This is a genomic window from Chryseobacterium mucoviscidosis (assembly GCF_002177115.1).
GTDB lineage: Bacteria > Bacteroidota > Bacteroidia > Flavobacteriales > Weeksellaceae > Chryseobacterium > Chryseobacterium mucoviscidosis.
This window is the reverse complement of record NZ_MVAG01000105.1, coordinates 12761-38539: the sequence shown is the minus strand read 5'-3', so window position 1 is coordinate 38539 and position 25779 is coordinate 12761. Positions and strand designations below refer to the sequence as shown.

The 25779-nt window shown below is 36.8% G+C and carries 22 protein-coding genes and 1 pseudogene; 5 read left to right on the top strand and 18 right to left on the bottom strand.

Annotation, left to right across the window (positions count from 1 at the left end; translation table 11 throughout):
• Positions 1-12 precede the first annotated feature (12 nt).
• Entirely contained in the window at positions 13-558 is a 546-nt protein-coding gene (locus tag B0E34_RS07125) for a DUF4251 domain-containing protein (RefSeq protein WP_087708198.1), read from the top strand.
• A 181-nt stretch (positions 559-739) separates the two neighbouring features.
• On the opposite strand, the gene meaB is transcribed toward B0E34_RS07125, so the two are convergent.
• Complete coding sequence (gene meaB, locus B0E34_RS07120) at positions 740-1723, bottom strand: methylmalonyl Co-A mutase-associated GTPase MeaB (RefSeq protein ID WP_087708466.1); 984 nt, start codon at positions 1721-1723, stop codon at positions 740-742.
• A gap of 434 nt (positions 1724-2157) precedes the next feature.
• Between meaB and B0E34_RS07115 the strand changes: the two genes are divergently transcribed.
• Positions 2158-2448, top strand: a complete 291-nt coding sequence (locus B0E34_RS07115) for a c-type cytochrome (RefSeq protein WP_076394116.1) — start codon at positions 2158-2160, stop codon at positions 2446-2448.
• 21 nt (positions 2449-2469) lie between these two features.
• Positions 2470-2760 carry a cytochrome C gene (locus tag B0E34_RS07110; RefSeq protein WP_087708196.1) on the top strand — a complete coding sequence of 97 codons (291 nt, stop codon included), beginning with the start codon at positions 2470-2472 and terminating at the stop codon, positions 2758-2760.
• 178 nt (positions 2761-2938) lie between these two features.
• Here the strand turns inward: B0E34_RS07110 and B0E34_RS07105 are convergent, their stop codons facing one another.
• The 10 genes and pseudogenes from B0E34_RS07105 to B0E34_RS07060 form a co-directional block, all read right to left on the bottom strand.
• The gene (locus B0E34_RS07105) at positions 2939-3931 is read right to left on the bottom strand and encodes an enolase C-terminal domain-like protein (RefSeq protein WP_087708195.1); all 993 of its coding nucleotides are present in this window, start codon (positions 3929-3931) and stop codon (positions 2939-2941) included.
• Between the two features lie 64 nt (positions 3932-3995).
• A pseudogene (locus B0E34_RS07100) lies at positions 3996-5951 on the bottom strand (T9SS-dependent M36 family metallopeptidase); the annotation flags it as partial.
• 39 nt (positions 5952-5990) lie between these two features.
• A complete protein-coding gene (locus B0E34_RS07095) occupies positions 5991-6572 on the bottom strand; it encodes a hypothetical protein (protein ID WP_087708191.1) in 582 nt (193 codons plus the stop codon).
• 74 nt (positions 6573-6646) lie between these two features.
• A complete protein-coding gene (locus B0E34_RS07090; RefSeq protein ID WP_087708189.1) occupies positions 6647-7162 on the bottom strand; it encodes a tetratricopeptide repeat protein in 516 nt (171 codons plus the stop codon).
• Entirely contained in the window at positions 7149-7847 is a 699-nt protein-coding gene (gene prfH / locus B0E34_RS07085; RefSeq protein WP_087708187.1) for a peptide chain release factor H, read from the bottom strand. Before prfH ends, B0E34_RS07090 begins: the two co-directional genes overlap by 14 nt.
• A 2-nt stretch (positions 7848-7849) precedes the next feature.
• On the bottom strand, positions 7850-8470 hold the full coding sequence (locus B0E34_RS07080) for a hypothetical protein (protein WP_087708185.1): 621 nt from the start codon (positions 8468-8470) through the stop codon (positions 7850-7852).
• 6 nt (positions 8471-8476) lie between these two features.
• The gene (locus B0E34_RS07075) at positions 8477-9022 is read right to left on the bottom strand and encodes a nucleotidyltransferase family protein (RefSeq protein ID WP_087708429.1); all 546 of its coding nucleotides are present in this window, start codon (positions 9020-9022) and stop codon (positions 8477-8479) included.
• An 86-nt stretch (positions 9023-9108) separates the two neighbouring features.
• Positions 9109-10500, bottom strand: coding sequence for an RtcB family protein (locus tag B0E34_RS07070; protein WP_087708183.1), 1392 nt, complete (start codon positions 10498-10500; stop codon positions 9109-9111).
• Between the two features lie 10 nt (positions 10501-10510).
• Positions 10511-10999, bottom strand: coding sequence for a hypothetical protein (locus B0E34_RS07065; RefSeq protein ID WP_087708181.1), 489 nt, complete (start codon positions 10997-10999; stop codon positions 10511-10513).
• A gap of 36 nt (positions 11000-11035) precedes the next feature.
• Positions 11036-11773, bottom strand: coding sequence for a hypothetical protein (locus B0E34_RS07060; protein ID WP_087708179.1), 738 nt, complete (start codon positions 11771-11773; stop codon positions 11036-11038).
• Positions 11774-12488: 715 nt separating this feature from the next.
• Between B0E34_RS07060 and B0E34_RS07055 the strand changes: the two genes are divergently transcribed.
• Positions 12489-13439 carry a fasciclin domain-containing protein gene (locus B0E34_RS07055; protein WP_087708177.1) on the top strand — a complete coding sequence of 317 codons (951 nt, stop codon included), beginning with the start codon at positions 12489-12491 and terminating at the stop codon, positions 13437-13439.
• Between the two features lie 82 nt (positions 13440-13521).
• On the opposite strand, the gene B0E34_RS07050 is transcribed toward B0E34_RS07055, so the two are convergent.
• Positions 13522-14022 (bottom strand): hypothetical protein, encoded by a 501-nt coding sequence (locus B0E34_RS07050; RefSeq protein ID WP_087708176.1) that lies wholly within the window; start codon positions 14020-14022, stop codon positions 13522-13524.
• A 68-nt stretch (positions 14023-14090) separates the two neighbouring features.
• Complete coding sequence (gene scpA, locus B0E34_RS07045; RefSeq protein WP_087708174.1) at positions 14091-16208, bottom strand: methylmalonyl-CoA mutase; 2118 nt, start codon at positions 16206-16208, stop codon at positions 14091-14093.
• 161 nt (positions 16209-16369) lie between these two features.
• Between scpA and B0E34_RS07040 the strand changes: the two genes are divergently transcribed.
• Positions 16370-17158: a T9SS type A sorting domain-containing protein gene (locus tag B0E34_RS07040; RefSeq protein ID WP_087708172.1), complete on the top strand. Its 789-nt coding sequence runs from the start codon at positions 16370-16372 to the stop codon at positions 17156-17158.
• Positions 17159-17224: 66 nt separating this feature from the next.
• On the opposite strand, the gene B0E34_RS07035 is transcribed toward B0E34_RS07040, so the two are convergent.
• The 5 genes from B0E34_RS07035 to B0E34_RS07015 all read right to left on the bottom strand — a co-directional run bounded on the left by B0E34_RS07035 (position 17225) and on the right by B0E34_RS07015 (position 25738).
• On the bottom strand, positions 17225-19267 hold the full coding sequence (locus B0E34_RS07035; protein WP_228423033.1) for a prolyl oligopeptidase family serine peptidase: 2043 nt from the start codon (positions 19265-19267) through the stop codon (positions 17225-17227).
• 137 nt (positions 19268-19404) lie between these two features.
• Positions 19405-20070, bottom strand: coding sequence for a hypothetical protein (locus B0E34_RS07030; protein ID WP_087708168.1), 666 nt, complete (start codon positions 20068-20070; stop codon positions 19405-19407).
• Positions 20071-20321: 251 nt separating this feature from the next.
• A complete protein-coding gene (gene prfA / locus B0E34_RS07025; RefSeq protein WP_087708166.1) occupies positions 20322-21407 on the bottom strand; it encodes a peptide chain release factor 1 in 1086 nt (361 codons plus the stop codon).
• A 611-nt stretch (positions 21408-22018) separates the two neighbouring features.
• Positions 22019-23311 (bottom strand): APC family permease, encoded by a 1293-nt coding sequence (locus B0E34_RS07020; RefSeq protein WP_087708164.1) that lies wholly within the window; start codon positions 23309-23311, stop codon positions 22019-22021.
• Positions 23312-23314: 3 nt separating this feature from the next.
• A complete protein-coding gene (locus B0E34_RS07015; protein ID WP_087708162.1) occupies positions 23315-25738 on the bottom strand; it encodes a TonB-dependent receptor plug domain-containing protein in 2424 nt (807 codons plus the stop codon).
• Between the last annotated feature and the right edge of the window lie 41 nt (positions 25739-25779).

Sequence of the window (25779 nt, the reverse complement as noted above, 5' to 3'; positions counted from 1 at the left end):
TATTTTAATATTATGAAAAAGTATATTTCGATTATATTTGTCTTTGGATTTCTGATGATCTTCCAAAACTGCTCTTCTCAAACCGCTACAGACCCTTCCGCTGTAACAGCACTTGTGAATTCCGAAGATTTCTCGTTTCATGCAGAAAGAGCCACACCCACCAATTACGATGTTATTAATGTAATGGGTTCTCTTCCCAACGCTACAGCGTCGAGAATTCTTGATCTTTCGGGAAGCAACTATTCTATTGATCTGAGAAAAGATAAACTTGAGGTTGTACTGCCTTATTTCGGAAGAGTTTTTAATCCTACTTACGGAAATACGACCCAAAACAGTTACAGATTTACTTCAAAAGATTTTACGGTGACAAAGTCTCAGGGAAAAAAGGGAAAATGGATCGTAAAAATTAAACTGAATGACCAAAGTTCTGTTGATGAAATTAATATGGAGATTTTCAAAAATGGAAAGGCTTTTACTTCCATCAGAAGCAACGACAGACAGCCGATTTCTTATGACGGATATATTACGAAAAATGAAGAGGAGAAAGAAAAGCTTTAATTGAAATTTGATTGTCCGTTTATTAACCTAAAGCTTCGACAGGCTCAGCTTGACATCGCAGAAATCAAGCGTTTAGTATTAGAGGTATCACACTGAGCTTGTCGAAGTGCCTGTTATAAATAATTGATTTTCATATCAGTGCAAAGTAATAGGTTGTTTAACGGATATTCAAAAATTAAAATTATTCTTTAAACAAAAATTTATCCACAAATAATTTTGCTTCGGTACTTGGATTTGAAATCATGGCTGAAGCATTTTTTTTGTGCAGAAGATATGCTTCTTCCACAGAATTATTTTTTTTCATCACAGAAAGAATATATTCCTGAACCCAATATTCAAAACGTTTTTCTGCCTGTTGGATTCTTACCTCTTCGAAACGGTTGGTCTTCTTTTTAAGATCTATAAAATCATCGATCTTTTCAAAAACATCATTCAGACCTTCATTGCTTAAAGCAGACCCCAGTAAAACAGGAACTTTCCAGTCTTTTTCTTTTGGCGGAATAAAATCTAAGGCTCTTTTTAATTCCAGTCTTGTATTTTTGGCTTTCTGAAAGTTGTCCTGATCGACTTTATTTATGAAAATAACATCCACCATTTCCATAATTCCGCGTTTGATGCCCTGAAGTTCGTCGCCTCCGCCAATTATTTTTAAGAATAAAAAAACATCCGTAATATCGGCAACCAAAACTTCAGACTGCCCTACTCCAACGGTTTCTATTAAAATATAATCGTAACCTGCCGCTTCGCAGATCATCATGGTTTCGAAAGTTGTATTCGCCACTCCGCCCAGAAATCCGGAACTCGGGGAAGGTCGTATAAATGCATTTTCTTCTTTGGCAAGTTCTTCCATGCGGGTTTTATCGCCCAAAATGCTTCCTTTATTAATGGCTGAACTCGGATCGATGGCTAAAACTGCCACTTTTTTGCCATTGGCAATGGCAAGTCTTCCGAAATTTTCAATGAAAGTTGATTTTCCGGCTCCGGGAACACCCGTTACTCCTACTCTAACCGAATTTCCGGTAAAAGGCATGATCTGTTTGAGGAGTTCTTCTGCCTGTGTTCTGTGTTCGGCTTTTTTACTTTCAACTAATGTTATGGCTTTTGCGATCAGGCGTTTGTTTCCCGATCTTATTCCTTGTATTAGCTCTTCTGTAGAAAATTTCATTGTTTCAAAAATAAGGATTAAAGAGTGAATGGTCAATAGTGAATTCATTTCATTTGTCAATTTTTTTAATGCTGAAAATTGACTTTTTTCTTACAAAACCTGCAGTTGGAATTTGAAGGAAAATTCTATGAATTGATGACTGGACACCTAGCCCCGATTGACGCGACATCCTTTTTTTATAAGGGAAAAAGTAATGGCAAAAAAAGATATAGCAGAAAGCGGGATTAAGCTTCTAAAACTGTAATGATAAAATTGTTTTTAATCACCATTCAAATGTAGTGAGAATTTTCGCTCATTTTAAAAATTCACAATTTACAAGTGAAACGGATTTCACGATTCACACTACTATTATTTGTATTTCTTCTAAATTATGTACAATTTTATCAATGGAAACGGTAATTTCCTACATTTGTTTGAATAAACAGTTAAAAAACATGAAAAAACTTATCGCTGTAGCATCATTTGCTGCCGTTTTACTGGCATCCTGTACTCCAAAAGCTTCAACAGCAACTGCTCCTGTAGCTTCGACTTCTACAGCAGAACAAATTGCACAAGGAAAAACAATTTTCGAAAACTCTTGCGGAAGATGTCACAAATTACCGGATCCGGCTTCCCACACTTCTGTTCAGTGGGTTGGAATTATGAATTCTATGGCTCCGAAAGCAAGACTTACCGATGAACAGCATCAGTGGGTGTACGATTATATCGTATCTGCAAAAAAATAAATCACAACAAAAAATAGTAATATGAAAAAACTGATTTTAGGTATGACGTTAGCTTCTGCAGCAGTCGCTGTATCGTGCGGACCAAAAAGTGTAGCGGTAACCGGACCAAAATATACCTCATCCGAACAATTGGCACAGGGAAAAACCATCTTCGAAAATTCCTGCAACAGATGCCACAAATTGCCGGATCCTGCAAAACATGACGATCAGGGCTGGATAAAAACATTAAGCAGAATGGCTCCGAAAGCGAAATTATCGGAAGATCAGCATCAAATGGTTTATGATTATCTGATTTCAGCAAACAAAAAATAGGCTTCTTTTGAAGTCTATTTTTGTTTTTGGTTCTTCTTTATATTTTTAACACAAAAAGCGCAAAGTTTTTTGATTTCTAATCTGTTTATTTTTCGTTCGCAATGGCGTTTCACTCTGCGAATGAAAGCACTGAGTGAAAAAACTGATAAGCAAATCGGATTGACGATTTATCGTTCACTTATTTAATCATAATTCCTAAACCTGGTTTTGAAGATAAACTAATTTTTCCGTTTTTAACGAAACTTCCTGTCGCATAGTCATTTGAAATTAAATTCGCTCCGTCCAAATCGGCATAATCTACCATTCCTGTTAAATTACAGGCTGCGGAAATTCCCACGGTAGATTCCGTCATACAGCCAATCATAATTTTGTAATTCAATGCTCTTGCTTTTCTGATCATTTCTAAAGCAGGGGTTAATCCGCCACATTTCATTAATTTGATATTGATGCTTTTATAGTAGGGAATTAATTTGGCTAATGAATCCAAATTCTGACAATCTTCATCTGCCATCCAGTTTGCAAAAGATTGTTTTTCTAAGATTCGATAATTATCGACTGGTCTTGGCTGCTCGAGATAGGAAAATTTTTGAACTTCAGGATTATTCTGAAGCCAAATACAATCTTCATCGGTAAAACTTGCATTGGAATCAAGAGCAATATTTCGGTTTAACTGTAATAGTTTTTCAACATCATTTTTATTTAAGCCTTTGCATTTTACTTTGAATTTATTCCATGAACTTTTTTCGATTTTTTTAATCTGATGATCGATTTCACCGACAGAAATGGTGATGGAACTTTCAACTAAATGATCTGATGGAAGGTTATTTAACTCAATAAAGTTTTTATTTTCAAGTTTTCCAAAAAGATCCCAATACGCGCAATCTAATGCGGAAAGTAAAAACGGATGCAGATTTAAATTCAACAGATACTTGAAAAATTCTTCCGGATGAATAATTTTACAGTTTTGAATCTGAGACTGAATTTCTTTTAACTGTAAAACAAATCTCTGAAGATCAATCTTATAATAATCGATCGCCACACATTCTCCGTAACCTTTGCAATTCTGATGAGATAATTGTATGAGCAAGGCTTCCCTCTTATCATAGTTCCCGTAAGCAATTGAAAATGTTTCTTTTAAATATAACGGTCTGCGTTCAAATCTTAATTCCATTATTAAATGTACAAAAAAAGGAAGCCTAAATGACTTCCTTCTTAAAATTATTTGATTGAATAATTTATCTAACAATCAGTTTTTCTGTCTGAGTTTTTTCACCCTGTCTGATGTTTACCATATACACTCCTTTTTGTAATCCTCTGGTTGAAAATGCTTTTTTGGAAGTATTTTCACGCGTATCGGAGAATACTAATTTCCCTGACATATCGAAAAGTTTTACCTTAACGTCTTCCTTGGACTTATCAATATTTCCTACAAAGAATTCATCATAGGTAGGATTTGGAAAAACTACATATTTTGTTTCTGCATTTCCGGCTTCCTGTGTCGCCAGTACAATATCACATTCTGCAGGATAGGTAAAACTTTCTACCTGATCTGTTCCTACGGTTTTGCTTCCGGCAGAAGCTGCTGTTCCCAAGCCTCTTTTAGCAAAGGCTTTCCAGATCATACATTTGTCTGCACCTCCTGTTTTAACCTGATCTGCCTGAAGAATGGCATCTCTTCCGTCAATAAATGTAGGACTGCAGGCCTGAAGTTTCAGCCCGTCCATTACCAATTGTAAAATTCTGGCATTTCCCGAATTCGGATTGGCTAAAACATCACTGTTATACCCATATTTCTCTACATATTTCCACGTAAGATCCCAAAGCATGGAAGCCCATACAAATCCTATGGAGTGAGGATTTCCAGTCATAGAATTAGTATTGTTATAAGTATATCCGTTTACTGTAAAGTCCGGTGAATATTTTGCAGGTCTGATTCCGTTTCCTGTTGTTGCCTGTTCCGCAACATAGGTTCCCATTCCTCTCGCAAGAGAAGATGTATCTCCCGGTCTGGTCGTAAGCATCAATGCAAAGTAGTCTGACCATCCTTCTCCCATCTGTTCGGTAGAGTTGGTGGAAGACAGACAACTGTAGCCCTGTCCCGTCAGTCTGTTGGAAATTCCATGACCATATTCATGAATAACAACACCATTATCTAAACTTGAATGTTTAAATCCGTTAAAATCATTAATCAAAGTTGTGTTGATGGTATTTCCTCCGGAAACCTGTGCTACTAAAAATTCGCCTTCAGTTTTCCCCATATTAATTGAAGGGATAGTAACCTGATCTCCATAGGTTCCGGCTCCCATTGTTGCGGGTGTATCTGTACTTGGTCTGTAAACAATAACACCTACTGCACCTGCATTCTGAGCGTTTAGAACTTTAAGGCTGTATTCGCAGGTAGTACTGGTTACAACAGCAATTTTTCCTGTAAGACTTCCTGCTGCGGGTTGTGTACATGCATCCGCCGGCGAAGAAACTGCGAGATCTCCTGTTACAGACTGACCTTCGAACAACAAAGGCCCAAAAGATGCTGCACCTGTTAAAACTTTTGGACGGCTTGCAACGGTAGAGGGAGAATTATACTGATAACGTGAAATAGGATCTGCGCTTGTCTGTGCTCTTGACCAAAGATACATCTGCATTCTTGGCGCAAGAAGGTAAGTGGTTCCGCTGATTACCGTTTCGTATCCTGAATTGAAATTGGCGTTATTCAGTCCGCTTCCATCGAACGCTTCTGCATTTACTGCATCTCCGCTAATTCCTCCGTTTCCAAAATTATTTGTTTGAAAATTTCTTGCCGATTCTGTGAATCCAAATCTATAAAATACATCATGAATCTTATTATTTAAATAAAAAAGATTGGTAATGGCTGCATCTTTATGCGTAAACGGATTGATGTATCTTCCTTCTGCATATGTGAAATCAAAATTTCTTGAAGCTCCGCCGTCCGGAGAATATCCCGGTGTGTTTGCATTTGCCTGATCCGAGTATGCGTACACATTATTTCCTCTTGTATTGGTATAGCTTGCTGTACCTGTAGAATGCCATCCTTCTGGTGATGCCGTGAGATCCCAAGGATTGCTTACAACAGAGCGGGATCCGAAACTTGGTGCTTCTACCGGTAGAGGAAAAACATTATAAGAGGCATTAGAAGGAACCAATAATGAAGTCGTTTTCTGAGAATCTGAACTTTCCGTTGTAAATTTTACAGGTTCTGAATAAGAATTCTCTTAACCGCTTTCGCTATGATCAAAATTACAGCTTACCGTAAGATTGTCTTTAGTAAGTATTTCTCCGGTGGAAGCGTCTGCAATTACGTGCCATACATCTGAAGATTTCTTGTCCGAAACAAAAATTTCTTTTGCCAGTACCAATACATTATTTTTGTCAAAATAAAGGTCCGGCAGGTATTCTGTTCTTAATATTTCCTGCAGGTTTAAATTTTGCTTCAGTGTTTCTTCGGGAATTCTTTCTTTTGAACTTCCCTGATTTCCGATAACAATCTCTTTTTTGAAATCATTTTTTTCAGAGATTATTTTTTCATCTTTTATCAGAACTTTACCTAAAGCATTGTACACACGAAGACCGTTGTAAGTCTGCTGTATATTTACAATATTTACTCCAAGACTTTTGGAATTATCTTCATTAAGAATAATAAATCCGAGCTTATTATCAAAACTATTTTTCTGAGTAAGCTGTGCATTTTTTTTATAGTAATCCTGAATCAGTGATTTAGAATTTTGCGCATTTACTGTGCTGTAAGCGAACATAACCGCTACAGAGAGTGGTATATAAAATATATTTTTATTCATGTGATTGATTTTAAGCAAATCTAAGATTTTTTATGAATGGCTGTCAAAAAAATATATTATGTTAAAAAGGAGACTTATTTCGTCTCCTTCGCTTTTTTCATCTTCTTTTTCTTCGGCATTTTTGATTTGATGAATTTCTTCCGGTCTTTCACCACATTCAGGCTGTATTCTGTAAAACAGTATTTTGCAGATTCATCCAGAAATTTCAATGCATTGGCAAAACTTCCTCTTTTTTCGGAAAGCAAAGCTCTGTAAAACCATAAGGTTGCTTTGTCAATTCCCTTGATTTTTAAAGAATAATCAATCAGTTTTTCTGCTTCGTGATAATCTTCATTATCCAGAAGACATTTAATATAATATTGCGGTGTATTAAGATTCGTTACGTCACACTGCATGGCTTCTTCAAAGTACAGCTTTGCCTTTTCATAATCGGATAACATTTCGCTGTATATTCTTCCCATCAGACAAAGACTGTCTGCGTCTTCAGGATCATAAGACAACGCATAGTTTAATGCTTCGAGACACTCCGGCAAACTGTACGGATAATTGTCTAAAGCCTCAAAATAGTATTTATTTTTAGTTAAGGTCATTGTTATAGTTTTTTAATTCATTTTTGAGCTGACTTCTCTGTTTTTTAAACGATTTGTCTTCATAATTCTTTTTAAAGTCGGTTCCGGAAAATGTACGGATCGGATTTCCGCGCTGAACATTCAGATGATTGTTCCATGTTTCCTGCATTCTTTTTTGAAGCTGAATGATATTCTGTTCCAATACTTTTCCTTTTAATCTTGTGATGGAAAGTTTCTTATTCTCCAGTTGAGAACGCGAATCCTGAACGAAAACACTTTGCCCTGTCGGAATGTATGTTGCGCGAACCGCCGTATTCACTTTGTTTACATTTTGTCCGCCGCTTCCCTGACTTCTGGTTGTCTGAAACTGAATGTCCTTTTCATTAAAATTGATTTTCTCCAATCCCTCCAGTTCAAAAACGCCGATAAACCAGTTGCTTCTTTTATGCAGTTTCCGGAATGTACTTTTCCCGATCCAGCAAATGCTTCCTAACCAGCTATCTAAAAATCCATTAAGATTTTTTGACTGTAAAAGCAAAGTCACCGATTTTAACGTGAGGTTTTCATCGCTATTTTCACGGTGAATGATTTCATAATCTATATTGTTATTTTTTGCCTCTTGAAGAAAGTGCTTCAGAACTTTTGCCACCACCCATTGGCATTCTAAAGGTCCTCTTCCTGAGGTTATTTGTATGAGTTTTTCCATTTTTAATTACTTTTAAAATGAATAGGATGAATAATATCCGAAAACAGACAATCAAAAACAGTCGGATCATCATTACAATCTGTAGAAATAGACTCTGCTTTTAATAGAGCCAATTCATCTGTAACTTCTTCGTAACCGTTTTGTTTCAATATTTTTAAAATTGAACTGTATTTTTCTTTTTCATAAAGATCAGCAATTATTAAAACTCGCTCTGTTTCATCTTCTCCTTTTCTAATTATTTCAAAGTTTTGGATGTAATAAAGCTTTAAAAACCAATTAATCCAAACCTTACAACAGTGAAGAGGTTTTCCTGATTCTAAATATGTATCAAAATCCCAATCCTCATAACCTTTACTTTTATCTACCTCATCGATATCTTCATTTAAATAAAAATTCCAGACATCTGAAATGTCTCCCATTTCTTCTTTCGAAAATTTATCAGTTTCTGAAGACAAAGACTGAAAATGCACGACAATATTTATTTTTTTAAATTCATTTAAAAACAAATTGGTTACATTAGGGTTTTTCAAAAATTCGTTTGCTTTTTCTCTTAATAATTTTCTGTTATCAGAAAAATTCTGATTTATAAATTCGAATATTTCTTTTCTAATCTCGTCTTCCATCTTAATTTATTTCGGCATTTCACTTAATTTCGGATGACCAATAGGATCAATCCTTTTTTCCAGTAAATCTTTTGCAGCCATAACTGCCCAACATTTATCGCTGGAATGAATGTTTCTGTAAAACGTGAGCAAAACTTCAGGCTTTACGACGGTAAATCCGTTAGCTTCAACAGTTTCAAGATCATTTCTTTCAAAGAAATCGATTGTGATCCTGTGGAATTTTCCGTTTTCCAGCTCAACTGTTTTCTCATATCTTCGGAAATTCTCTTCGCTCTGAAGATGATCGTACCTTGTCCAGACTTTCTGAAAACCTTCCTGTTGAAGGATTATCACAACTTCTGCTACGTTTTCTTTTTTCACAAAGACATCAATATCCTTATGGTCGTGCGCGTGCTTGTATTCCGTATGCCCGATTTCAGACATAAAATGCCACGTCCAACCTCCTGAAATAATAATTTTATCTTTTAATTTTTCTAAAATGTCGAGTCCGCTCTGAATTCTGAATTCCGGCCAGACTTCACCGTATCTTTTTATATTATGTGGTGCTCCCATTTTTTTGGTTTTTGTTGTCGGTTGATGGTTGTCAGTTGATGGCGTTAAAAATTCTAACAACCATCAACCAAAAACTAACAACCATTTTACTTATCCATTCTAACAATTCTCGGTTGGAATGTTCCCAGAATATCCACCAGTTCGCTTTGCGCGTTCATCACTTCGTTGATGTCTTTGTAAGCCATTGGTGCTTCTTCTGCATTTCCGCCCATTAAGATGACATTCTTCAATTTTAATTCTTTTTTAATGTCATTTTGAGTAAAAAGGCTTCTGCACTCTCCTCTTGAATGCGCTCTTCCGGCTCCGTGAGAAGCGGAATTCAGAGAATCCGGATTTCCTTTTCCACGGACGATAAATCCTTTTGCCGTCATGGAACCGGGAATCATTCCCAATTCGTTTTCATTTGCCGGAGTTGCTCCTTTTCGGTGAACGATTACTTCTTTTCCGTTGTGGATTTCTTTCCATGCAAAATTGTGATGGTTTTCGATTTTTGCTTTTAATCTTCCTCCTACCGCTTTTACAAGTCTTCTGTGGATATCTTCATGACACGCAGAAGCGTAATCTCCCGCAAGATTCATTGCCGTCCAATATTCTAATCCGAGGTGAGTATTCAGATCCAGCCATGCAAATTGTTGTGCTTCTTTGGGTAAGGGACACTGTTCTGCCGCAACTCTGGAATAATACTGGGCGATTTCTGCTCCCAATCCACGCGACCCGCTGTGCGAAAGAATTCCGAGGTATTTTCCTTTCGGAAGTCCGATCTGTTCATCTTCTTCCGTAATTTCAACTTCTCCGAATTCCACAAAGTGGTTTCCGCCGCCGGAAGTTCCCATCTGTTTGATGGCTTTTCCTTTTAATCTTCTCAAAACCGGAATGAGATCGAAGGTGTCTCTGTCGAAAATTTCGTGGTCGATGTGAGATTTGTGTATTTCGTACATTCCGAATTTGGTATGTTCAGCAAGCGCTTTTTCGTATTTATCTCTTGCTCCTTCAAGATATGAAATCGGCGTATCCAAAATGCTGAGGCTCATTCTGCAGCCAATATCCATCCCGACTCCGTAAGGAATTACGGCATTTTCTACCGCGAGAACGCCTCCGATCGGAAGTCCGTATCCGCTGTGTGCATCGGGCATCAAAGCTCCCTGTGTTGAAATTGGAAGCTTGAGCGCGGTGTATAATTGATTTTTTGCTTCATCTGAAATATTGTTTCCGAAAATATTGAATGTCGCCCGATGTGTATTGAGCATCCTCTTTTCAGTTTTCTTGGATGAAAGCAAAGCTTCAGCAATCTGTCCGAAGGTTAAATCTTTTTCAAAGTTTTCGGGATTCACCAGAATATCTTTTAGAATAGATTTGACGTGATGGATGTTTTTTGTGGCAAAGTTCCTTTTCATCACTTCCAAAGCGATGTTGACACTCTGGTTGTTTGGATAGCCTAATTTTAATATATCTTTTCCTTTAAGTTTTAAATTTCCCATTGTTTTTGTTTTAATTGTCTTCCCAAATGACAAGGCATTTCTTATCCTGCCAGAATTTTTCTAAGGTCATATCGGGATTTCCTGTTACTTTAATGGTAAGAGGACTAAGTCTTACACTGAGTTTGTGTGATCTGCTTCCATACGTTCCGATGTCTACCATTTCATTGCCCAAAAGCGTAAGATTTTTGTTTTTTAAATATTTATAAATTGCAGGAACCTGTAAATCTTTTCCTCCCGTCATTTCTGCATGGGGATTCCGTAAAGCTTTGGCTGTATGAATAAGCTCCTGTAAATCATTCGGATGATTTTCGAAATGTTCTTCATAACTTTTGTAATAGATGGTTTCCAAAGCATCTTCCTGTGCTACAAATTCATTGTTTATAAAATACCCGATCTGCCAGTTTTCGCCATATTTACGGTTCCATTCCTGCTGCCTTTTCTTCTGCTGTTTTATATTTCCTGCTTTTCCTATTTTTCTTTCTGCAACTTTCCAGGTCATGCTTACTTTTTGTTGTTTAATGATTGATCTGAAAAATTAAAATTCTCCGTCTGTAAATATTTCTGCAAGCTCTTCTGCGGAGATCCTATAATTAAAATATTTTCTCACGTTAGTTTTCCTTTTGTATTTATCCCTCCATTTATTGGGTTTCCCATAAATGGTTTTTTGAATAATTCCTATTACTTTGTGCTGATTTAAATAGGAGTCTAATGCATTATATTCTCTTTCCAAATCTTCATCTAAAGGTTTATAGTGGGTAATGATATTCGGTTTTACTCTCAATACGAATCTCCACGGCTCGATGAATTCATAATATTCTTTAATCAGTTTTTTGTTATGAGCGTAATATTCTCTTTTTACAAAATATTGTCTTTCGCGTTCCGTTAAACCAAATTTCGGATTGTTCCATTCCCACGGAAGAACGTTTGCGGTTTTCTGTTCTTTTTCCACGTAAATTCTTCGTCCGAATTTTCTTTTCTTTTTTAGAAATTTTCGGGTGTCGGAGTACATTTCCGTATTGATTTTCTTTAAAAGATTTTCGAAAAAATCGCCGTCTTTAGAACGTTTTACATCATCTCTCACAACAAAGAATCTTACAAATCCTTTCTGATAAGGTTTTTCCAGCGGAATGAGCGGAATATTCCTTCTTAATTTCCAGACTTCTCTATGACGTTTATATTTTTTAAGTATTTGTTTTTCTACATCTTTTCTTATAATTCTTTTTCTGCTTCTCAGACTTCTTATTCGGGAATACAGAAGATGATCTTTTTCCATTAATTTAGCATTAGAAGTGAGGTTCAGAAATTTTATTTTCTAAACTTCATATTACATTTCGTCAGGCAAAATATTGGCTGACTTTATCTAAACCTCATAGGTTTTAAAAACCTATGAGGTTTCTATGAGTTTTCTTCAATGGATTTTTCTAGCCCAGATTGCAGCGGCATCCTTTTTTTTGGCGACCGGAGCGAAGCGCAGGTCGTAACAAAAAAGATACAGCGGAAAGCTGGAAATAGCTTCAAATAAGAAATTATCTGCTAATTCGAAAGAAATCCTAATTTCTAAAAAAAGATTTTCGGGGAAACTGTTTTAAGTTTGAAATATTGCGCAATAAAAAACCCGAAATCTCTACGACTTCGGGTTTTGATATTTCATTGTACTGTTATTCTAAGAGTGTACCAAACCACGAAGCCTCGCCTTTGCAAAAGGCAATCCTACTGTTGAAAGCTGATTGGATATGAACATTGCTTCGTTGTTTTTAAATGGTTAAACTTTTTTTACATTGCAAATATATACATTTTTCTGAATATCAAAATTATTTTTTAGTTTTTTTATTAAATCTGTAATTCTTTTTTAATCGAAACTCCTTTTTTCACCTATCTCTTTTTATGATCTAAAAGATAAACTGATAAAAAAGTAAATTTATTTTACTAAAATAAATAAAAAGGTATAATATTTGCCTATAAGATTTTACATCTTAACAAATAATATTATGAGAAATTTCATTAAACCTCTACTCTTTTCAGGAGTTGCTATGCTTAGTATTATCTCCTGCGATGACAATGACGACAACATGATGACTGAGAAAACAACTTATGAACTGGTTTCTTCAGACAGTAACTTAAGCAGTTTAAAAGCTGCCATTGACAAAGCAGGTCTTTCTGCTACTCTAAACCAAAGCGGAACTTTTACACTATTCGCCCCAACAAATGCCGCTTTTGCAACTTTTTTGCAAGCAAACGGATATGCAAGTCTTAATGATGTTCCTACAGATGCTCTGAAAACTCTGCTGATGAATCACGTTCTGAATTCTGAAGTAAAAGCTGCAGCAATTTCTACCGGCTATGTTTCTACTCTTGCTATGGGATCTGCTTCTTCCACAAGACCGATCAGTATGTTTATCAATACGAATGGCGGTGTAAAAATTAATGGGGTATCGAATGTTGTTGCCACAGATATTGATGCCAACAACGGAGTGATCCACAAAGTAGATGCGGTAATCGGTTTGCCAACTATTGTTACTCATGCAACGGCAAATCCTCAGTTTACGTCTTTGGTTTCTGCTCTTACAAGAAGTGATATGCCGAATTTTGTTGGAATTTTAAGCGGAACTGCCAATTCTCCGTTTACGGTTTTTGCACCTACCAACACAGCATTTTCTTCTTTGCTAACAGAAATCGGAGCGGCTAATCTTGCAGCGATTCCAAAAACGACTTTGGAAAATACTTTGAAATATCACGTCGTTACCGGAGCCAATGTAGGATCTAATAATCTCACAAACAATATGATGGTTCCTACTTTCCAGGGTGGAAGTTTTAAGATTACCACAACGGGCGGTGCTAAGATTACAGATAACAACAACAGAGTTTCTAATATTATTGTAACCGACGTACAATGCAGCAACGGAATTATCCATGCAATTGATAAGGTTTTGCTACCCTAATTGTTTTTTTTCATATAATATTTAGCAAAATAGGCTGCCTCATTTGTGAAGCAGCCTATTTATTTATCGTATTTTTCAGCTCTTAATCTTTAGATCCCAGATCATCCATCGGATCGTCCATTCCTTTGATGATATTGGAATGGTAAACTCTTTCTGATCCTAAGAAGTAAATATTGTGCCTTGCTTTTGCTATAATTCCGTTATACTCTTCTTCGGTCATTCCTTCAGGAATATCTGTTTTTTCTTCCGCAGGTTTTCTGTATACTTGCAAAGCTCCGTTTTTATTCAGGATTGAATTGGCAGAAACTGCCTGTTCCAGATTATCGGCATAAACGATAACATTATTTTTTCCGATGCTGTGTTTTCTGTAAGCATCAAGCATATCATTGTCATGCGCAAAGGTATATTCAAAAAATCCTTTCGTCTGCTCATCTTCCTGATAATTGTCGGTAGACAGTCCGCTTTCGAGGTTTGATCTGGAAATAATGATATTTGATTCATCAAAGCCGTTTTCTTTTAAATCTTTTTTAATTTCTTCTGTATCTACCGTTACAGGAAATACCGAAACTACTGTATAAGCCATAATATTTTGTTTTTTGATTATGGAGTACAGTACAAAAGCTGTGCAACTTATCTGGTGAAAAGGTTAATTTAATTTAAAAATTTATCCAGAATATCTACTGCACACTTCGGAAGGTTGGTTCCCGGACCAAAAATGAAATCGGCTCCGTTCGCATACAGAAATTCATAATCCTGCTGCGGAATTACGCCTCCTACAACGATAGTAATATCGTCTGCTCCGAGTTTTTTAAGCTCCTCAACAACCTGTGGAACCAAAGTTTTATGACCTGCCGCCAAAGAAGAAACTCCTAAAATGTGAATATCATTTTCCACTGCCTGTTTTGCCACTTCTTCCGGAGTCTGGAATAATGGTGCCACATCCACGTCAAATCCCATATCTGCAAATGCGGTTGCGACTACTTTTGCTCCTCTGTCGTGACCGTCCTGTCCCATTTTGGCAACCATTAATCGTGGACGGCGTCCTTCTTCTTCCTCAAATTTCTGAGTAAGGTGTAAGGCTTTTTCAAAATATTCGTTTTTCCCTGCGTTCATGGCATAAACTCCTGAAATTGTTCTGATGTTGGCTTTGTATCTTCCGAAGCTTTCTTCCATCGCATCGCTCATTTCGCCCAGCGTTACTCTTCTTCTTGCGGCTTCAATACATAAGGCTAAAAGATTTCCTTTTCCAGATTTGGCACTTTCACGGATCTCATTTAAAATCTCATTCACCGCCTCAGAATTTCTTTCTGCCTTTATTTTATTTAATCTTTCGATCTGCTTTCTGCGGACTTCCGTGTTATCGATGTCTAAAATTTCAATGGCATCCTGCTTTAATTCTGATCTGAAAGAATTAACCCCGATGATAAATTCTTCACCACTGTCAATTTTTGCCTGTTTTCTCGCTGCCGCTTCTTCAATCCTCATCTTTGGAATTCCGGCTTCAATGGCTTTTGTCATTCCGCCTTCCTGCTCTACCTCATCGATGTATTTCATCGCTTCTTCAATCATTTGCTGCGTTAAAGATTCAACCAGATTGCTTCCGCCCATCGGATCTACGACATCGCAGATTCCGCTTTCCTGCTGAAGAATAATCTGTGTATTTCTTGCAATTTTCGCTGAATAATCTGTAGGAAGTGCAATGGCTTCATCCAAAGCATTGGTATGAAGAGACTGCGTTCCGCCCAACGCTGAAGATAATGCTTCAATCGCGGTTCTGGTAATATTATTGAAAGGCTCCTGTTCCGTTAAAGACCATCCTGAAGTCTGTGAGTGGGTTCTTAAAGCTAAAGATTTTGGATTCTGAGGGTTAAACTGCTTTAATAATTCAGCCCAGATATATCTTGCCGCTCTCATCTTTGCAATTTCCATGAAGTGATTCATCCCGATTGCCCAAAAAAATGAGAGTCTCGGTGCAAAATCATCGACATTCATTCCTGCTTTTATTCCTGTTCTTACGTATTCTAAACCATCTGCAAGTGTATAAGCCATTTCCAGAACAGGAGTGGCTCCTGCTTCCTGCATATGATAACCGGAAATTGAGATGGAATTGAATTTCGGAATATTCTGAGAAGTATATTCGAAAATATCTGCAATGATCTTCATGGAAGGTGCAGGTGGATAAATGTAGGTATTTCTCACCATGAATTCCTTCAAAATATCATTCTGGATGGTTCCTGAAAGCAAATCCTGAGAAACGCCCTGCTCTTCTGCCGCCACAATATAGAAGGAAAGAATCGGCAGAACGGCTCCGTTCATCGTCATGGAAACTGAAATCTGATCCAAAGGGATTTCATTGAATAAAATCTTCATATCCTCCACAGAATCAATCGCTACTCCCGCTTTTCCAACATCGCCCACAACTCTCGCGTGATCGGAATCATATCCTCTGTGTGTCGCCAGATCGAAGGCAACGGAAAGACCTTTTTGTCCCGCCGCCAGATTTCTTCTGTAAAAAGCATTGGATTCTTCTGCTGTGGAAAAACCCGCATACTGACGGATCGTCCATGGCTTCTGAACATACATTGTGGAATACGGACCTCTTAAATAAGGAGCAATTCCCGGAGAAGTCTGCGTTAATTCCTGATTTTTAACGTCTTCTGCCGTATAAGAAGATTTTAACTGTAAGCCGTCTTTCTCAAAAGGATAGACCTCTGTTTTCTTTTCGGTAATAGTGAATTGAGGAGTTTTATTCTGAACTGCCCTTCTCATAATTTCAGATTTAATAGATGGCTAAAATTACACATTTTTGAGGGAATAAATTATCTTAAATTAACATTCTATTACTTATCAACAAGCCAGTTTCCTTTATTTAATTATAATTTCACTAATTTTGTCAGCTTAAATAATTAAACTTTTAAACGATAGACTCAATGAAAAAATTATTACTTTCGGCGGCATTATTTGTTGCATGTTTCGCTTTTGGACAACTTACACTTGAACATACATTTACTAACGAACACACATTAAAGTACTCTACCCCAACTGAAACCTATTATATTTCAAGAACTACAAATAATAAGCTTAAAATTTACACTTCAAATTATACACTTTACAAAACAGTAAATGTTCCAATGCCAGCAAATTATGATAGACTGCTTTTTGCTGCAGATAATTCTTCTTTTCTCATTTCAAAAAATATTTTCAATACGGATAATAAATTTGAATTTTTAGTAGGAGTTTACAATTATACGAATACTTATGCAATCAAGCTTCTTTTAATAGACGAAGATGGAAATTTGATTCAGGATTTTCATCCAAATCCTTCATCTAAAAGCTATGCTGAAAATTTCGAAATTTTCCATGATTCTGTAAACAATATAAATAAATTAATTGTGTATAGTGATATTTTTAATAGTAACAATGAATCAACACCTCAGACAGATATTTACTCTTTGTCAACATCGGTATTGGCAGCAAAAGAAATTCAAACAGAAGCAAAATTATCCGCTTTCCCAATTCCAACAAGTAAAATCTTAAACATTACAAATCCTGAAAATGGGGCTCATAAAGTACAAGTTTTCGATACAACAGGAAAACTTGTTGTTAACCAATCTTTCCTAACATCTGATAGTAAAATTTCAGTTGATGTAGAAAGTCTTCCAAAGGGAATTTATATTTATAAAATAGGAAATCTGAGCTCTAAGTTTACTAAGAACTAAGTTATTTCATATATATAAAAATCCGGTTAGAATTACTCTGACCGGATTTACATTTTTTAAACAGATCTATTGTAATTTCTTAACCCCCATTTCATACAGCGCAAAAGAAATCAGATCTGCATTTTCTCCGATTACCTGTTCTGTAGATCTTCCGGCTCCGTGACCTGCGTTTTTCTCAATTCTTAGTAAAATCGGGTTGTTACAAGCCTGTTTTTCCTGTAATTCTGCACCAAATTTAAAAGAATGCGCCGGAACTACTCTGTCGTCGTGATCACTGGTGATAATCATGGTTGAAGGATAACACGTTCCTGCTTTTACATTATGAACCGGAGAATAAGATTTTAAATAGTCAAACATTTCTTTGTTGTCTTCCGCAGTTCCGTAATCGTAAGACCAGCCTGCTCCTGCGGTAAATTTATTATATCTCAACATATCCAAAACTCCCACTCCCGGAAAGGCAACTTTGGCTAAATCCGGACGCATCGTCATCGTAGCTCCTACCAGCAAACCACCGTTTGATCTTCCTGAAAGCGCCATGAACTGTTTGGAAGTATAGCCTTTGCTCTGTAAATATTCTCCTGCTGCGATGAAATCTTCAAAAACATTTTTCTTCTGCATCTTCGTTCCTGCATCATGCCATTTTTTACCATATTCTCCGCCACCACGAATGTTTGGAACGGCATAGATTCCGCCATTTTCCATCCAGATCGCATTTACCACAGAAAAGGCAGGCTGTAAACTGATGTTGAATCCTCCGTAAGAATAAAGAATCGTAGGATTTTTACCATTCAGCTTTGTTCCTTTCTTATAATTAATCATCATCGGAATTTTAGTTCCGTCTTTTGAAGTGTAGAAAACCTGTTCAGAAATATAATCTTCGGGATTGAATTTCACTTTTGGCTTCTGATACACTTCCGATTTCCCTGAATCTGCGTTAAATTTATACGTTGTTCCGGGAGTGATGTAATTCGTAAAAGAGAAGTACAGTTCTTTTTCAGTTTCCTTGCCTCCGAATCCGGAAACGTTCCCTTTTCCGGGAAGGGAAATTTCACGGATCAGTTTTCCGGTTCTGTCATATTGTTTTACCTGATCAATGGCATCAATCATGTAAGTTGCGAAGAAATATCCTCCTCCTGTTGTAATTCCTAAAACATTTTCGGTCTGAGGAATAACATCTTTCCATGTTTCGGGAGCCGGATTTTTGATGGAAGTTTTTACCAGACGCATATTCGGAGCATCTTTATCCGTAAAAATATAAAGATCATCGCCCTGCGTATCAACAATGCTTACATTGATATCAAAACCTTTATTAATCTGAACAAAATCGCCGCCATTTTTCAGATCTTTAATATACAGTTCATTTCCGTTGGTTGCATTGGCTGCGGAAATAATCAGATATCTTTGATCTTCGGAAACTCCCGCTCCTAAATATCTTCTTGGTGTTTTTTCTCCGCCAAAAATCAACTGATCATCGGATTGTTTAGTTCCCAGTTTATGAAAATACACTTTGTGCTTGTCTGTCATTCCGGAAAGTACGGTTCCTTCTTTTGGTTTGTCGTAACTGGAATAATAGAAACCTTCATCACCCTGCCATGAAATTCCGCTGAATTTTACATCAACCAAAGTTTCATCAATCTGTTTTTTTGTAATTGCATCGATAATGATGATTTTGTTCCAGTCGCTTCCTCCTTCAGAAATGGAATAGGCAGCCAGATTTCCTTTTTTATTGAAAGAAAGCTGGGAAAGTGAAGTGGTTCCTTTTTCCGAAAATTTATTGGGATCCAGAAAAACTTCCGTTGCCTTTGTTTTATTGTTCGTTCTGTACAATACAGACTGCGCCTGCAATCCGTCATTTTTATAATAATAGGTATATTCTCCTTCTTTGAAAGGTGCCGAAATTTTTTCATAATTCCAGATGTCTCTTAACTGATTCTTGATTTCGTCTCTGAAAGGAATTTTAGAAAGATAATCCTGACTGTGTTTTACCTCATCATCTACCCACTTTCTGGTGGCTTCAGAATCATTCTCCAAATCCCGGTACGGATCTGCAACGGCAGTTCCGAAATAGGTATCGGTTTGTGTTCCTTTAACTGCTTTTGGATAATTCATTTTTTGTGAATAAAATGTTGCCGAAAAAAGAACTCCGGCTGTTAATAAAATGGGTGTGATTTTCATATTAAGCTATTTCCCCAAAAATAAGGAATCTGTTTTAAATAAAAAAAGCTGTCCTAAAACAGCCTTAATTTTTAATTGAAATTTCTCAGATAAAATTCATTTAGCTTCCAGTTTAATTCCTGTGGACCTCCGTTCCAGTAGTAAATGGCGTCATCAACCTTAATCTGATAAAGGTTGAATTTCTGTTCTGTGGAAACGATTTTGTCTGCTTTTTTTAACTGATTGGTAACATCAATAAGGTATTTCTTCATTTCTCCTGCACCTATTTTTTTAATATCTCCCATATTAAGCATCAGATTATGAGAAGGCACTTTAAAACTTGCTTCGTATGTAACTTCAGAGAATCCGTTTCCTTTAAATCTTTCATCATTTACGGTTTTAATTTCTTTTATCCTGTATTTCGTATCGGCAAAATTCTGCATTAAAGCGCTGAAATAATTTTTAACTTCAACAGAGCACGCAGATGCCACATTTACAGGAAGACCGGAAAGAAAAAGTTGGGTATAATCATCAATCTTTTCGTTGTAGGTGTCTTTAAGTTTCATTTTGTGGGTACTTTCTTTTCCCAGAAAATTAATAAGATAACTGTTGAGTTCTTTTACAGATTCATCATCATATTTAACGAAAGAATTAAAGTAAAGATTAAAAACACTTTCAGGCTTTAGAATATTTTGGGATTTTAAGCTTTGAAAGCAAAAGAGAAGTATTGCCAGAAAGGCAATGTGAAGTTTTTTCATAAGTACGGTACATTTTTCAATTTTAGTGTATAAAAAAACTCCTGAATGATCAAGAGTTGATGTAAAAGTACATTAATTATACCATGAAACCCTTTTTTTCCTAAATTATTTTTAAACAAGCATTTACAAAACAACATAATCAATTGATTTAAAAATATTTAAACATCACATAATTTAAACAATGAATTAAGCTCAAAATAAAAGTCTCCGAAATACTCCGGAGACTTACAAAAGATTTTATGGTAAAGATTTTATAAACTTTCTTCTTCGCCTTTCATTTTTTCGGCGTTTTCTGCCATGATAACGGCATCGATCATTTCAGAAATATCTCCGTTCATGTATGCATCTAAGTTATACATGGATTTGTTGATTCTGTGATCGGTAACTCTCCCTTGAGGATAATTATACGTTTTGATCTTTGCAGAACGGTCTCCCGTAGAAACCATTGTCTTTCTCTGTGCCGCAATATCTCCCTGAACTTCCTGCAATTTGATGTCGTACAATTTTGCACGAAGCATTTCCATCGCCAATTCACGGTTGGCTAACTGGGAACGTGCCTGCTGACAAACCACCACCAATCCTGAAGGTTTGTGCGTAAGCTGAACTTTAGTTTCCACCTTGTTAACGTTCTGCCCTCCTGCTCCACCGGAACGTGAAGTCTGCATTTCGATATCTGCCGGATTAATTTCCACATCCACTTCTTCGGCTTCCGGAAGAACTGCAATGGTAATGGCAGAAGTGTGAACTCGTCCCTGAGATTCTGTTTCAGGAACACGCTGCACACGGTGAACTCCGGATTCGAATTTCATGATTCCGTACACGCCTTCTCCTTCCACTTTCATGATGAGTTCTTTGTACCCTTTAGCCGCTTCGTTGGAATCTGTAACCTCGTGTCTCCATCCTTTCGTCTTGAAGTACATGGAATACATTCTGTAAATATCTTCCACGAAAATGGCTGCTTCATCACCTCCAGTTCCGGCACGAAGTTCCACGATAACGTTTTTATCATCTGCAGGATCTTTAGGAATTAATAGTACTTTTAATTCTTCTTCCAGTCCCGGAATTTTTTCCAGTGCTTCGTTTTTTTCGATTTTTGCCAGTTCCACGAAATCTTTATCTGATCCGTCGGCAATAATTTCGTCGGACTCTTCAATCGTATCCAACGCTCCTTTATATTGATCGTAAACTTTTACAATTTTCCCCAAATCGCTATATTCTTTGTTCAAAGAAGAATATCTTTTTTGGTCTGAAATAACATCAGGCTGTATAATAAGGTCTGCCACCTCATTATATCTCTGTTTTATAGCTTCTAATTTTGGAATTAATGATTTAGACATTATGAAAATTTTGTGGGTGCAAAGATACGGATTATTAATTCAATTTTAAAACTAATAGTTTGTTGTTCTGAATGAAGCGTATGCCTATTGAAGAATCTTTTTTAACTCAGTTTTTGAATTTGTTGTTTTTTAAGCGCAATGTTCGCAAGGTTTTTCTTTTAAAATGATTGCAATTACTTTTCGGTCGCAAAGGCGTTTCACTCAGCAAGTGATAAAAATGTGTAAATGATTCTTACGTAATAGCTTTTGAAATTAAGACGTTTTAAAATGATTTCAAAAATATATTCTGCTATCATTTGCTGAGTGAAACACCCTTGCGAACGGATTCTTTTCAAAGCTGGTTCAATTATCCTTGCGAACCATGCGTTAAAAACAATACTTAATGGTAATGATACCTTCTTTAAATTAAAACGTCTCAAAATGATTTCAAAAATATAATTCTGCTATCATTTACTGAGTGAAACGCCCTTGCGAACATTTTTTTTCAAAGCTAATTCAATTACCCTTGCGAACCCTTCGTTAAAAACAATTTTTAATTGATTTAGTAAGCATAATACCCTTGCAATTTGCGCTTTAAAAACAATATTTGATTGTTTTACGATTAATTTAAATTAGCGGGATAATTTTCTATCAATTAAATACAAAACAATTCCCACAGCAACAATTCCTAATCCGATGATGCTTTCTTTAGGATTATGGATCAACGTGAAATACAAAATGTAGATGCTGAACAATAAAAAAACCGTGGGATAAACGTAAAAAAGATTGGATTTGAATATCTTCCGGTCTTCCTTTTTTATAAAATACACCGTTGAAATTGCCAGACTGGCAAATAACTGCAGAATAAAAGCGGTATAAACAAAAATCTCTTTAAAACTTCCCGTTAAAATAATCAGCGTTGCAATTACGGCATGGGCAAAAATCGCACGGACAGGAATTCCTTTTTTATTGCCGACCGATAGAGATTTCCAGAGTCGGTTTTCTTTTGCAAAAGCCTGCGTCAAACGGGAACCTACCCACAGATAGCCGCTGATGGTTGCGACTAACTGTAAAGCAATAAAAATATTAACTATTTTACCGAAAGTATTTCCCAGCATATTATTGGCAGCTTCTCCCATTACATCTTCTTTTCCCGCCAACTGATCTACCGGAGCGTGTTTCAGCATGATAAAATTAACCAAGAGATAACAAACGGTTACGAAAACAGTTCCTACAATGAGTGATTTTGGTAGGTTTTTCTGAACATCTTTTATTTCTCCGGCAATGTAGGAAGCAGAATTCCAGCCGGTGTAAGAATACGTTACAAAAACCAAAGATGTTGCAAAAGCCGGAAGCATGATTTCCTTTTGCCATGAATCATCTAATTTCAGACTGTTCCCAATTGTTTCTGAGTCTGAAATTCCGATTCCGATGATAATGAGAACAATAATGAACGCAATTTTTATCAATGTAAAAAAATTATGAAATCTGCTTGAAGCCTGTAAGCTGAATGACAAAAAAACGGAAACCAGAAAGATAATTCCTATGGCAAAGCTGTTTCCAAAAGAAACATCGAAAGCAGAAAGGTATTTCGACATCGCCAAAGCTGCCAATGCAACGGGAGAGGAAAACCCGATAATGAGGGAAATCCAGCTCACGAGATAGCCTAGAAGCGGGTGATAGGTTTCTTTCAGATAAATAAAATCTCCGCCGTTCCCTTTGAAATGGGAACCTAATTCGGCATAGCAAAAGGCTCCGAACAAAGCAAGAATTCCTCCAATGAAACAAAGGAGGAATATGCTGTAAGCATTCGTAATGTCGGTAAGCTGAAAACCGAGTGTTGTGAAAATTCCGGTTCCGATCATATTCGAAACAACAATTGCCACTGCGGTTTTCCAGCCGATCTGGTGTGAAGTTGAATTCATTAATTAAAATGTAAAATTAAGCCTTCCGAAGAAATAGTTTCCGAGAGTTCCCATCTGCACCGGAGCATATTTGAAAACCCCAAAATACGAATTTTCATAAATCTGCAGATCCGGAAAGACATCAAACACATTATTGGCTCCGACGGTTAAGTTAATATTTTTTGTGAAATCATATCCTACACTCACATCGGTTACTACTTTCGGATTAAATTCCTGAACTCCTCCAAACGGATATCCGTCGCGGATTACTTTCCCGAAGTAAGTATTTCTCACCAGAAAATTAAATTTTCCGACTCCGTAATTCAATCCTAAAGAAGCTTTGGTTTTGGGAGACAGACTTTCGATGATATTGATCTGGTCGGGTCCGAAAAATTCATTCTGCGGTGTCTGAAGATTAGCAGGGAAATGGAAATCTGTAATTTTTGTTTCGGTATAATTTCCGGCAAGATTGATGTTTAAATTGCCTCCTCCAATTTTCCAGTCGTAGGCAACTACCAGATCTACTCCTTTGGTTTCCGTATCAACGGCATTGGCAAAAAATCTTCCGCTTTCCACACCATAAACCGCCAGTCGATCATCTGTAATATTACTTGTAATCACGATTCGGTCTTTTACTTTAATTAAATATCCGTCTAAAGTGATTGACAGCTTATTGATCGGCTTTAAAGTAAATCCAACGCTTCCGTTCACCGAAGTTTCCTGTTTTAAATTGTCGAAACCAAGTGCTTTTGCAGCTTCGCTGTCGTTGTTAAAAATTCCTTTGGTAACAATTGAATTTCCTGTGGTGGAAATATCTGCATAAGAATTGTTAAAATACTGCTGCTGAAGAGATGGTGCTCTAAAGCCTGTTCCCACCGCAGCACGAACTGCATAATTTTTTGCGAATTCGTACCTCACTGCTAATTTTCCGTTCAGTGTACTTCCAAAATCTGAATAGTTTTCGAATCTTCCGGCAAGGTCTACATTTAATTTTTTATCCAGATCATAAGAAACATCGGCATAAACCGCAGTTGAATGTCTGGATTTTGAAAGTGCGTTTTGTGGTGAAAATCCAATAAACGACTGCGCTCCTCCTGCTCCGGAGATATTATCCGGATTGGTAGTCGCCGTCACAGGATTTCCGAAAACATCATATCTCATATAGGAAGCCTGATCTCCTGCTTTGATGTCGTACTGCTCAAACCTGAATTCTCCACCGAATGCGATATTGAAGTTCCTGATGTTTTTTGAAACGTCAAGATTAATTGTATTCTGAAGAAAACTGTGTGCTCCTGCATAAAAATCCGTTGGTGACTTGGCTCCTAAAGATGCATTGACGGTGTTGCTTACATCATAATTGAATGTATTGCTTCCGAATGTATTGCTAAGATCAAAAAACCAGTCGTCTTTATTATATTTTGCTCCGACTGCATAAGAAATGTCATAGATTTTCGAGCCTAAAGTCGGCTGAAAACCGTTCGGATAAATAGAATACACATTGTTTGAAGTTTCACTCGGCAATCTTCTGAAACCGTAACCCTGTCCTTCTTTGATACTGAAGCCTCCGAAGGAATATATTTTAAACTGATCGTTCAAAGGATATTCGGAATTAAAAAATAACTGTGCCTGCTTTATTTTTGCATCACCAATCTGGAAATTAAAATCATCCCGGGTTAAGCCATTGGCAAGAATTCTTTGATCGTCCAGCGCTTTTGCAGCATTAAAATCCGGAGCAAAATCATACGCGAAATTATCGCCGTAAATATCCAAATTATGATTCTGCGTTCTTGTTGTTTTTCCTCTTTGGTTTAATTGCAGGGATAAACTGATATAGCCGTCTTTTTTCCCTAAAGAAGTTCCGTAGTTCGCTGCTGCCTGATACGTTTCACCATCATTTCTTCCGGAAATTCCGTAATTAAGGCTGGCTGTTCCGCCGATATTTTTTTTAAGAATAATATTGATGACTCCTGCAATGGCATCAGAACCGTATTGTGCTGCTGCACCGTCTCTCAGAACTTCAATTCTGTCGATTGCGATTACCGGAATGGTGCTTAAGTCTGTTCCTACAGAGCCGTTTCCGACTGTATTCTGATAATTAACTAAAGAAGTAGTATGTCTTCTTTTTCCGTTAACGAGAACCAGAACCTGATCAGGTCCCATTCCTCTCAAAGTAACAGGATCGATATGTTCTGTACCGTCTGAAGCCGACTGCCGGACTGAGTTGAAAGACGGGATAACATAATTCAGTAAATCCTGAACGGTAATTTGCGGTGAAGACTGCTGTATTTTTTCGATGTTGATGATGTCTACCGGAACCGGTGTTTCCAGTTTTGTGCGTTTTGCATTTCGGTTTCCTACAATTACGACATCTTCTATCTGCTGTTCTTTTTCCTGTGCCGATAAAAATCCTACCGCCAAAAGGAATACGCTTACGCTGAGTTTCTTCATTCTTTTCAGTGCTTTAAAAAATTTAGTTTAAAATGTTTGCA

Excerpts from the sequence above, each read along its gene's own strand:
- B0E34_RS07125 (WP_087708198.1), top strand. The coding sequence starts at position 13 with ATGAAAAAGTATATTTCGATTATATTTGTCTTTGGATTTCTGATGATC.
- meaB (WP_087708466.1), bottom strand. The coding sequence starts at position 1,723 with ATGAAATTTTCTACAGAAGAGCTAATACAAGGAATAAGATCGGGAAAC.
- B0E34_RS07115 (WP_076394116.1), top strand. The coding sequence starts at position 2,158 with ATGAAAAAACTTATCGCTGTAGCATCATTTGCTGCCGTTTTACTGGCA.
- B0E34_RS07110 (WP_087708196.1), top strand. The coding sequence starts at position 2,470 with ATGAAAAAACTGATTTTAGGTATGACGTTAGCTTCTGCAGCAGTCGCT.
- B0E34_RS07105 (WP_087708195.1), bottom strand. The coding sequence starts at position 3,931 with ATGGAATTAAGATTTGAACGCAGACCGTTATATTTAAAAGAAACATTT.
- B0E34_RS07095 (WP_087708191.1), bottom strand. The coding sequence starts at position 6,572 with ATGAATAAAAATATATTTTATATACCACTCTCTGTAGCGGTTATGTTC.
- B0E34_RS07090 (WP_087708189.1), bottom strand. The coding sequence starts at position 7,162 with ATGACCTTAACTAAAAATAAATACTATTTTGAGGCTTTAGACAATTAT.
- prfH (WP_087708187.1), bottom strand. The coding sequence starts at position 7,847 with ATGGAAAAACTCATACAAATAACCTCAGGAAGAGGACCTTTAGAATGC.
- B0E34_RS07080 (WP_087708185.1), bottom strand. The coding sequence starts at position 8,470 with ATGGAAGACGAGATTAGAAAAGAAATATTCGAATTTATAAATCAGAAT.
- B0E34_RS07075 (WP_087708429.1), bottom strand. The coding sequence starts at position 9,022 with ATGGGAGCACCACATAATATAAAAAGATACGGTGAAGTCTGGCCGGAA.
- B0E34_RS07070 (WP_087708183.1), bottom strand. The coding sequence starts at position 10,500 with ATGGGAAATTTAAAACTTAAAGGAAAAGATATATTAAAATTAGGCTAT.
- B0E34_RS07065 (WP_087708181.1), bottom strand. The coding sequence starts at position 10,999 with ATGACCTGGAAAGTTGCAGAAAGAAAAATAGGAAAAGCAGGAAATATA.
- B0E34_RS07060 (WP_087708179.1), bottom strand. The coding sequence starts at position 11,773 with ATGGAAAAAGATCATCTTCTGTATTCCCGAATAAGAAGTCTGAGAAGC.
- B0E34_RS07055 (WP_087708177.1), top strand. The coding sequence starts at position 12,489 with ATGAGAAATTTCATTAAACCTCTACTCTTTTCAGGAGTTGCTATGCTT.
- B0E34_RS07050 (WP_087708176.1), bottom strand. The coding sequence starts at position 14,022 with ATGGCTTATACAGTAGTTTCGGTATTTCCTGTAACGGTAGATACAGAA.
- scpA (WP_087708174.1), bottom strand. The coding sequence starts at position 16,208 with ATGAGAAGGGCAGTTCAGAATAAAACTCCTCAATTCACTATTACCGAA.
- B0E34_RS07040 (WP_087708172.1), top strand. The coding sequence starts at position 16,370 with ATGAAAAAATTATTACTTTCGGCGGCATTATTTGTTGCATGTTTCGCT.
- B0E34_RS07035 (WP_228423033.1), bottom strand. The coding sequence starts at position 19,267 with ATGAATTATCCAAAAGCAGTTAAAGGAACACAAACCGATACCTATTTC.
- B0E34_RS07030 (WP_087708168.1), bottom strand. The coding sequence starts at position 20,070 with ATGAAAAAACTTCACATTGCCTTTCTGGCAATACTTCTCTTTTGCTTT.
- prfA (WP_087708166.1), bottom strand. The coding sequence starts at position 21,407 with ATGTCTAAATCATTAATTCCAAAATTAGAAGCTATAAAACAGAGATAT.
- B0E34_RS07020 (WP_087708164.1), bottom strand. The coding sequence starts at position 23,311 with ATGAATTCAACTTCACACCAGATCGGCTGGAAAACCGCAGTGGCAATT.
- B0E34_RS07015 (WP_087708162.1), bottom strand. The coding sequence starts at position 25,738 with ATGAAGAAACTCAGCGTAAGCGTATTCCTTTTGGCGGTAGGATTTTTA.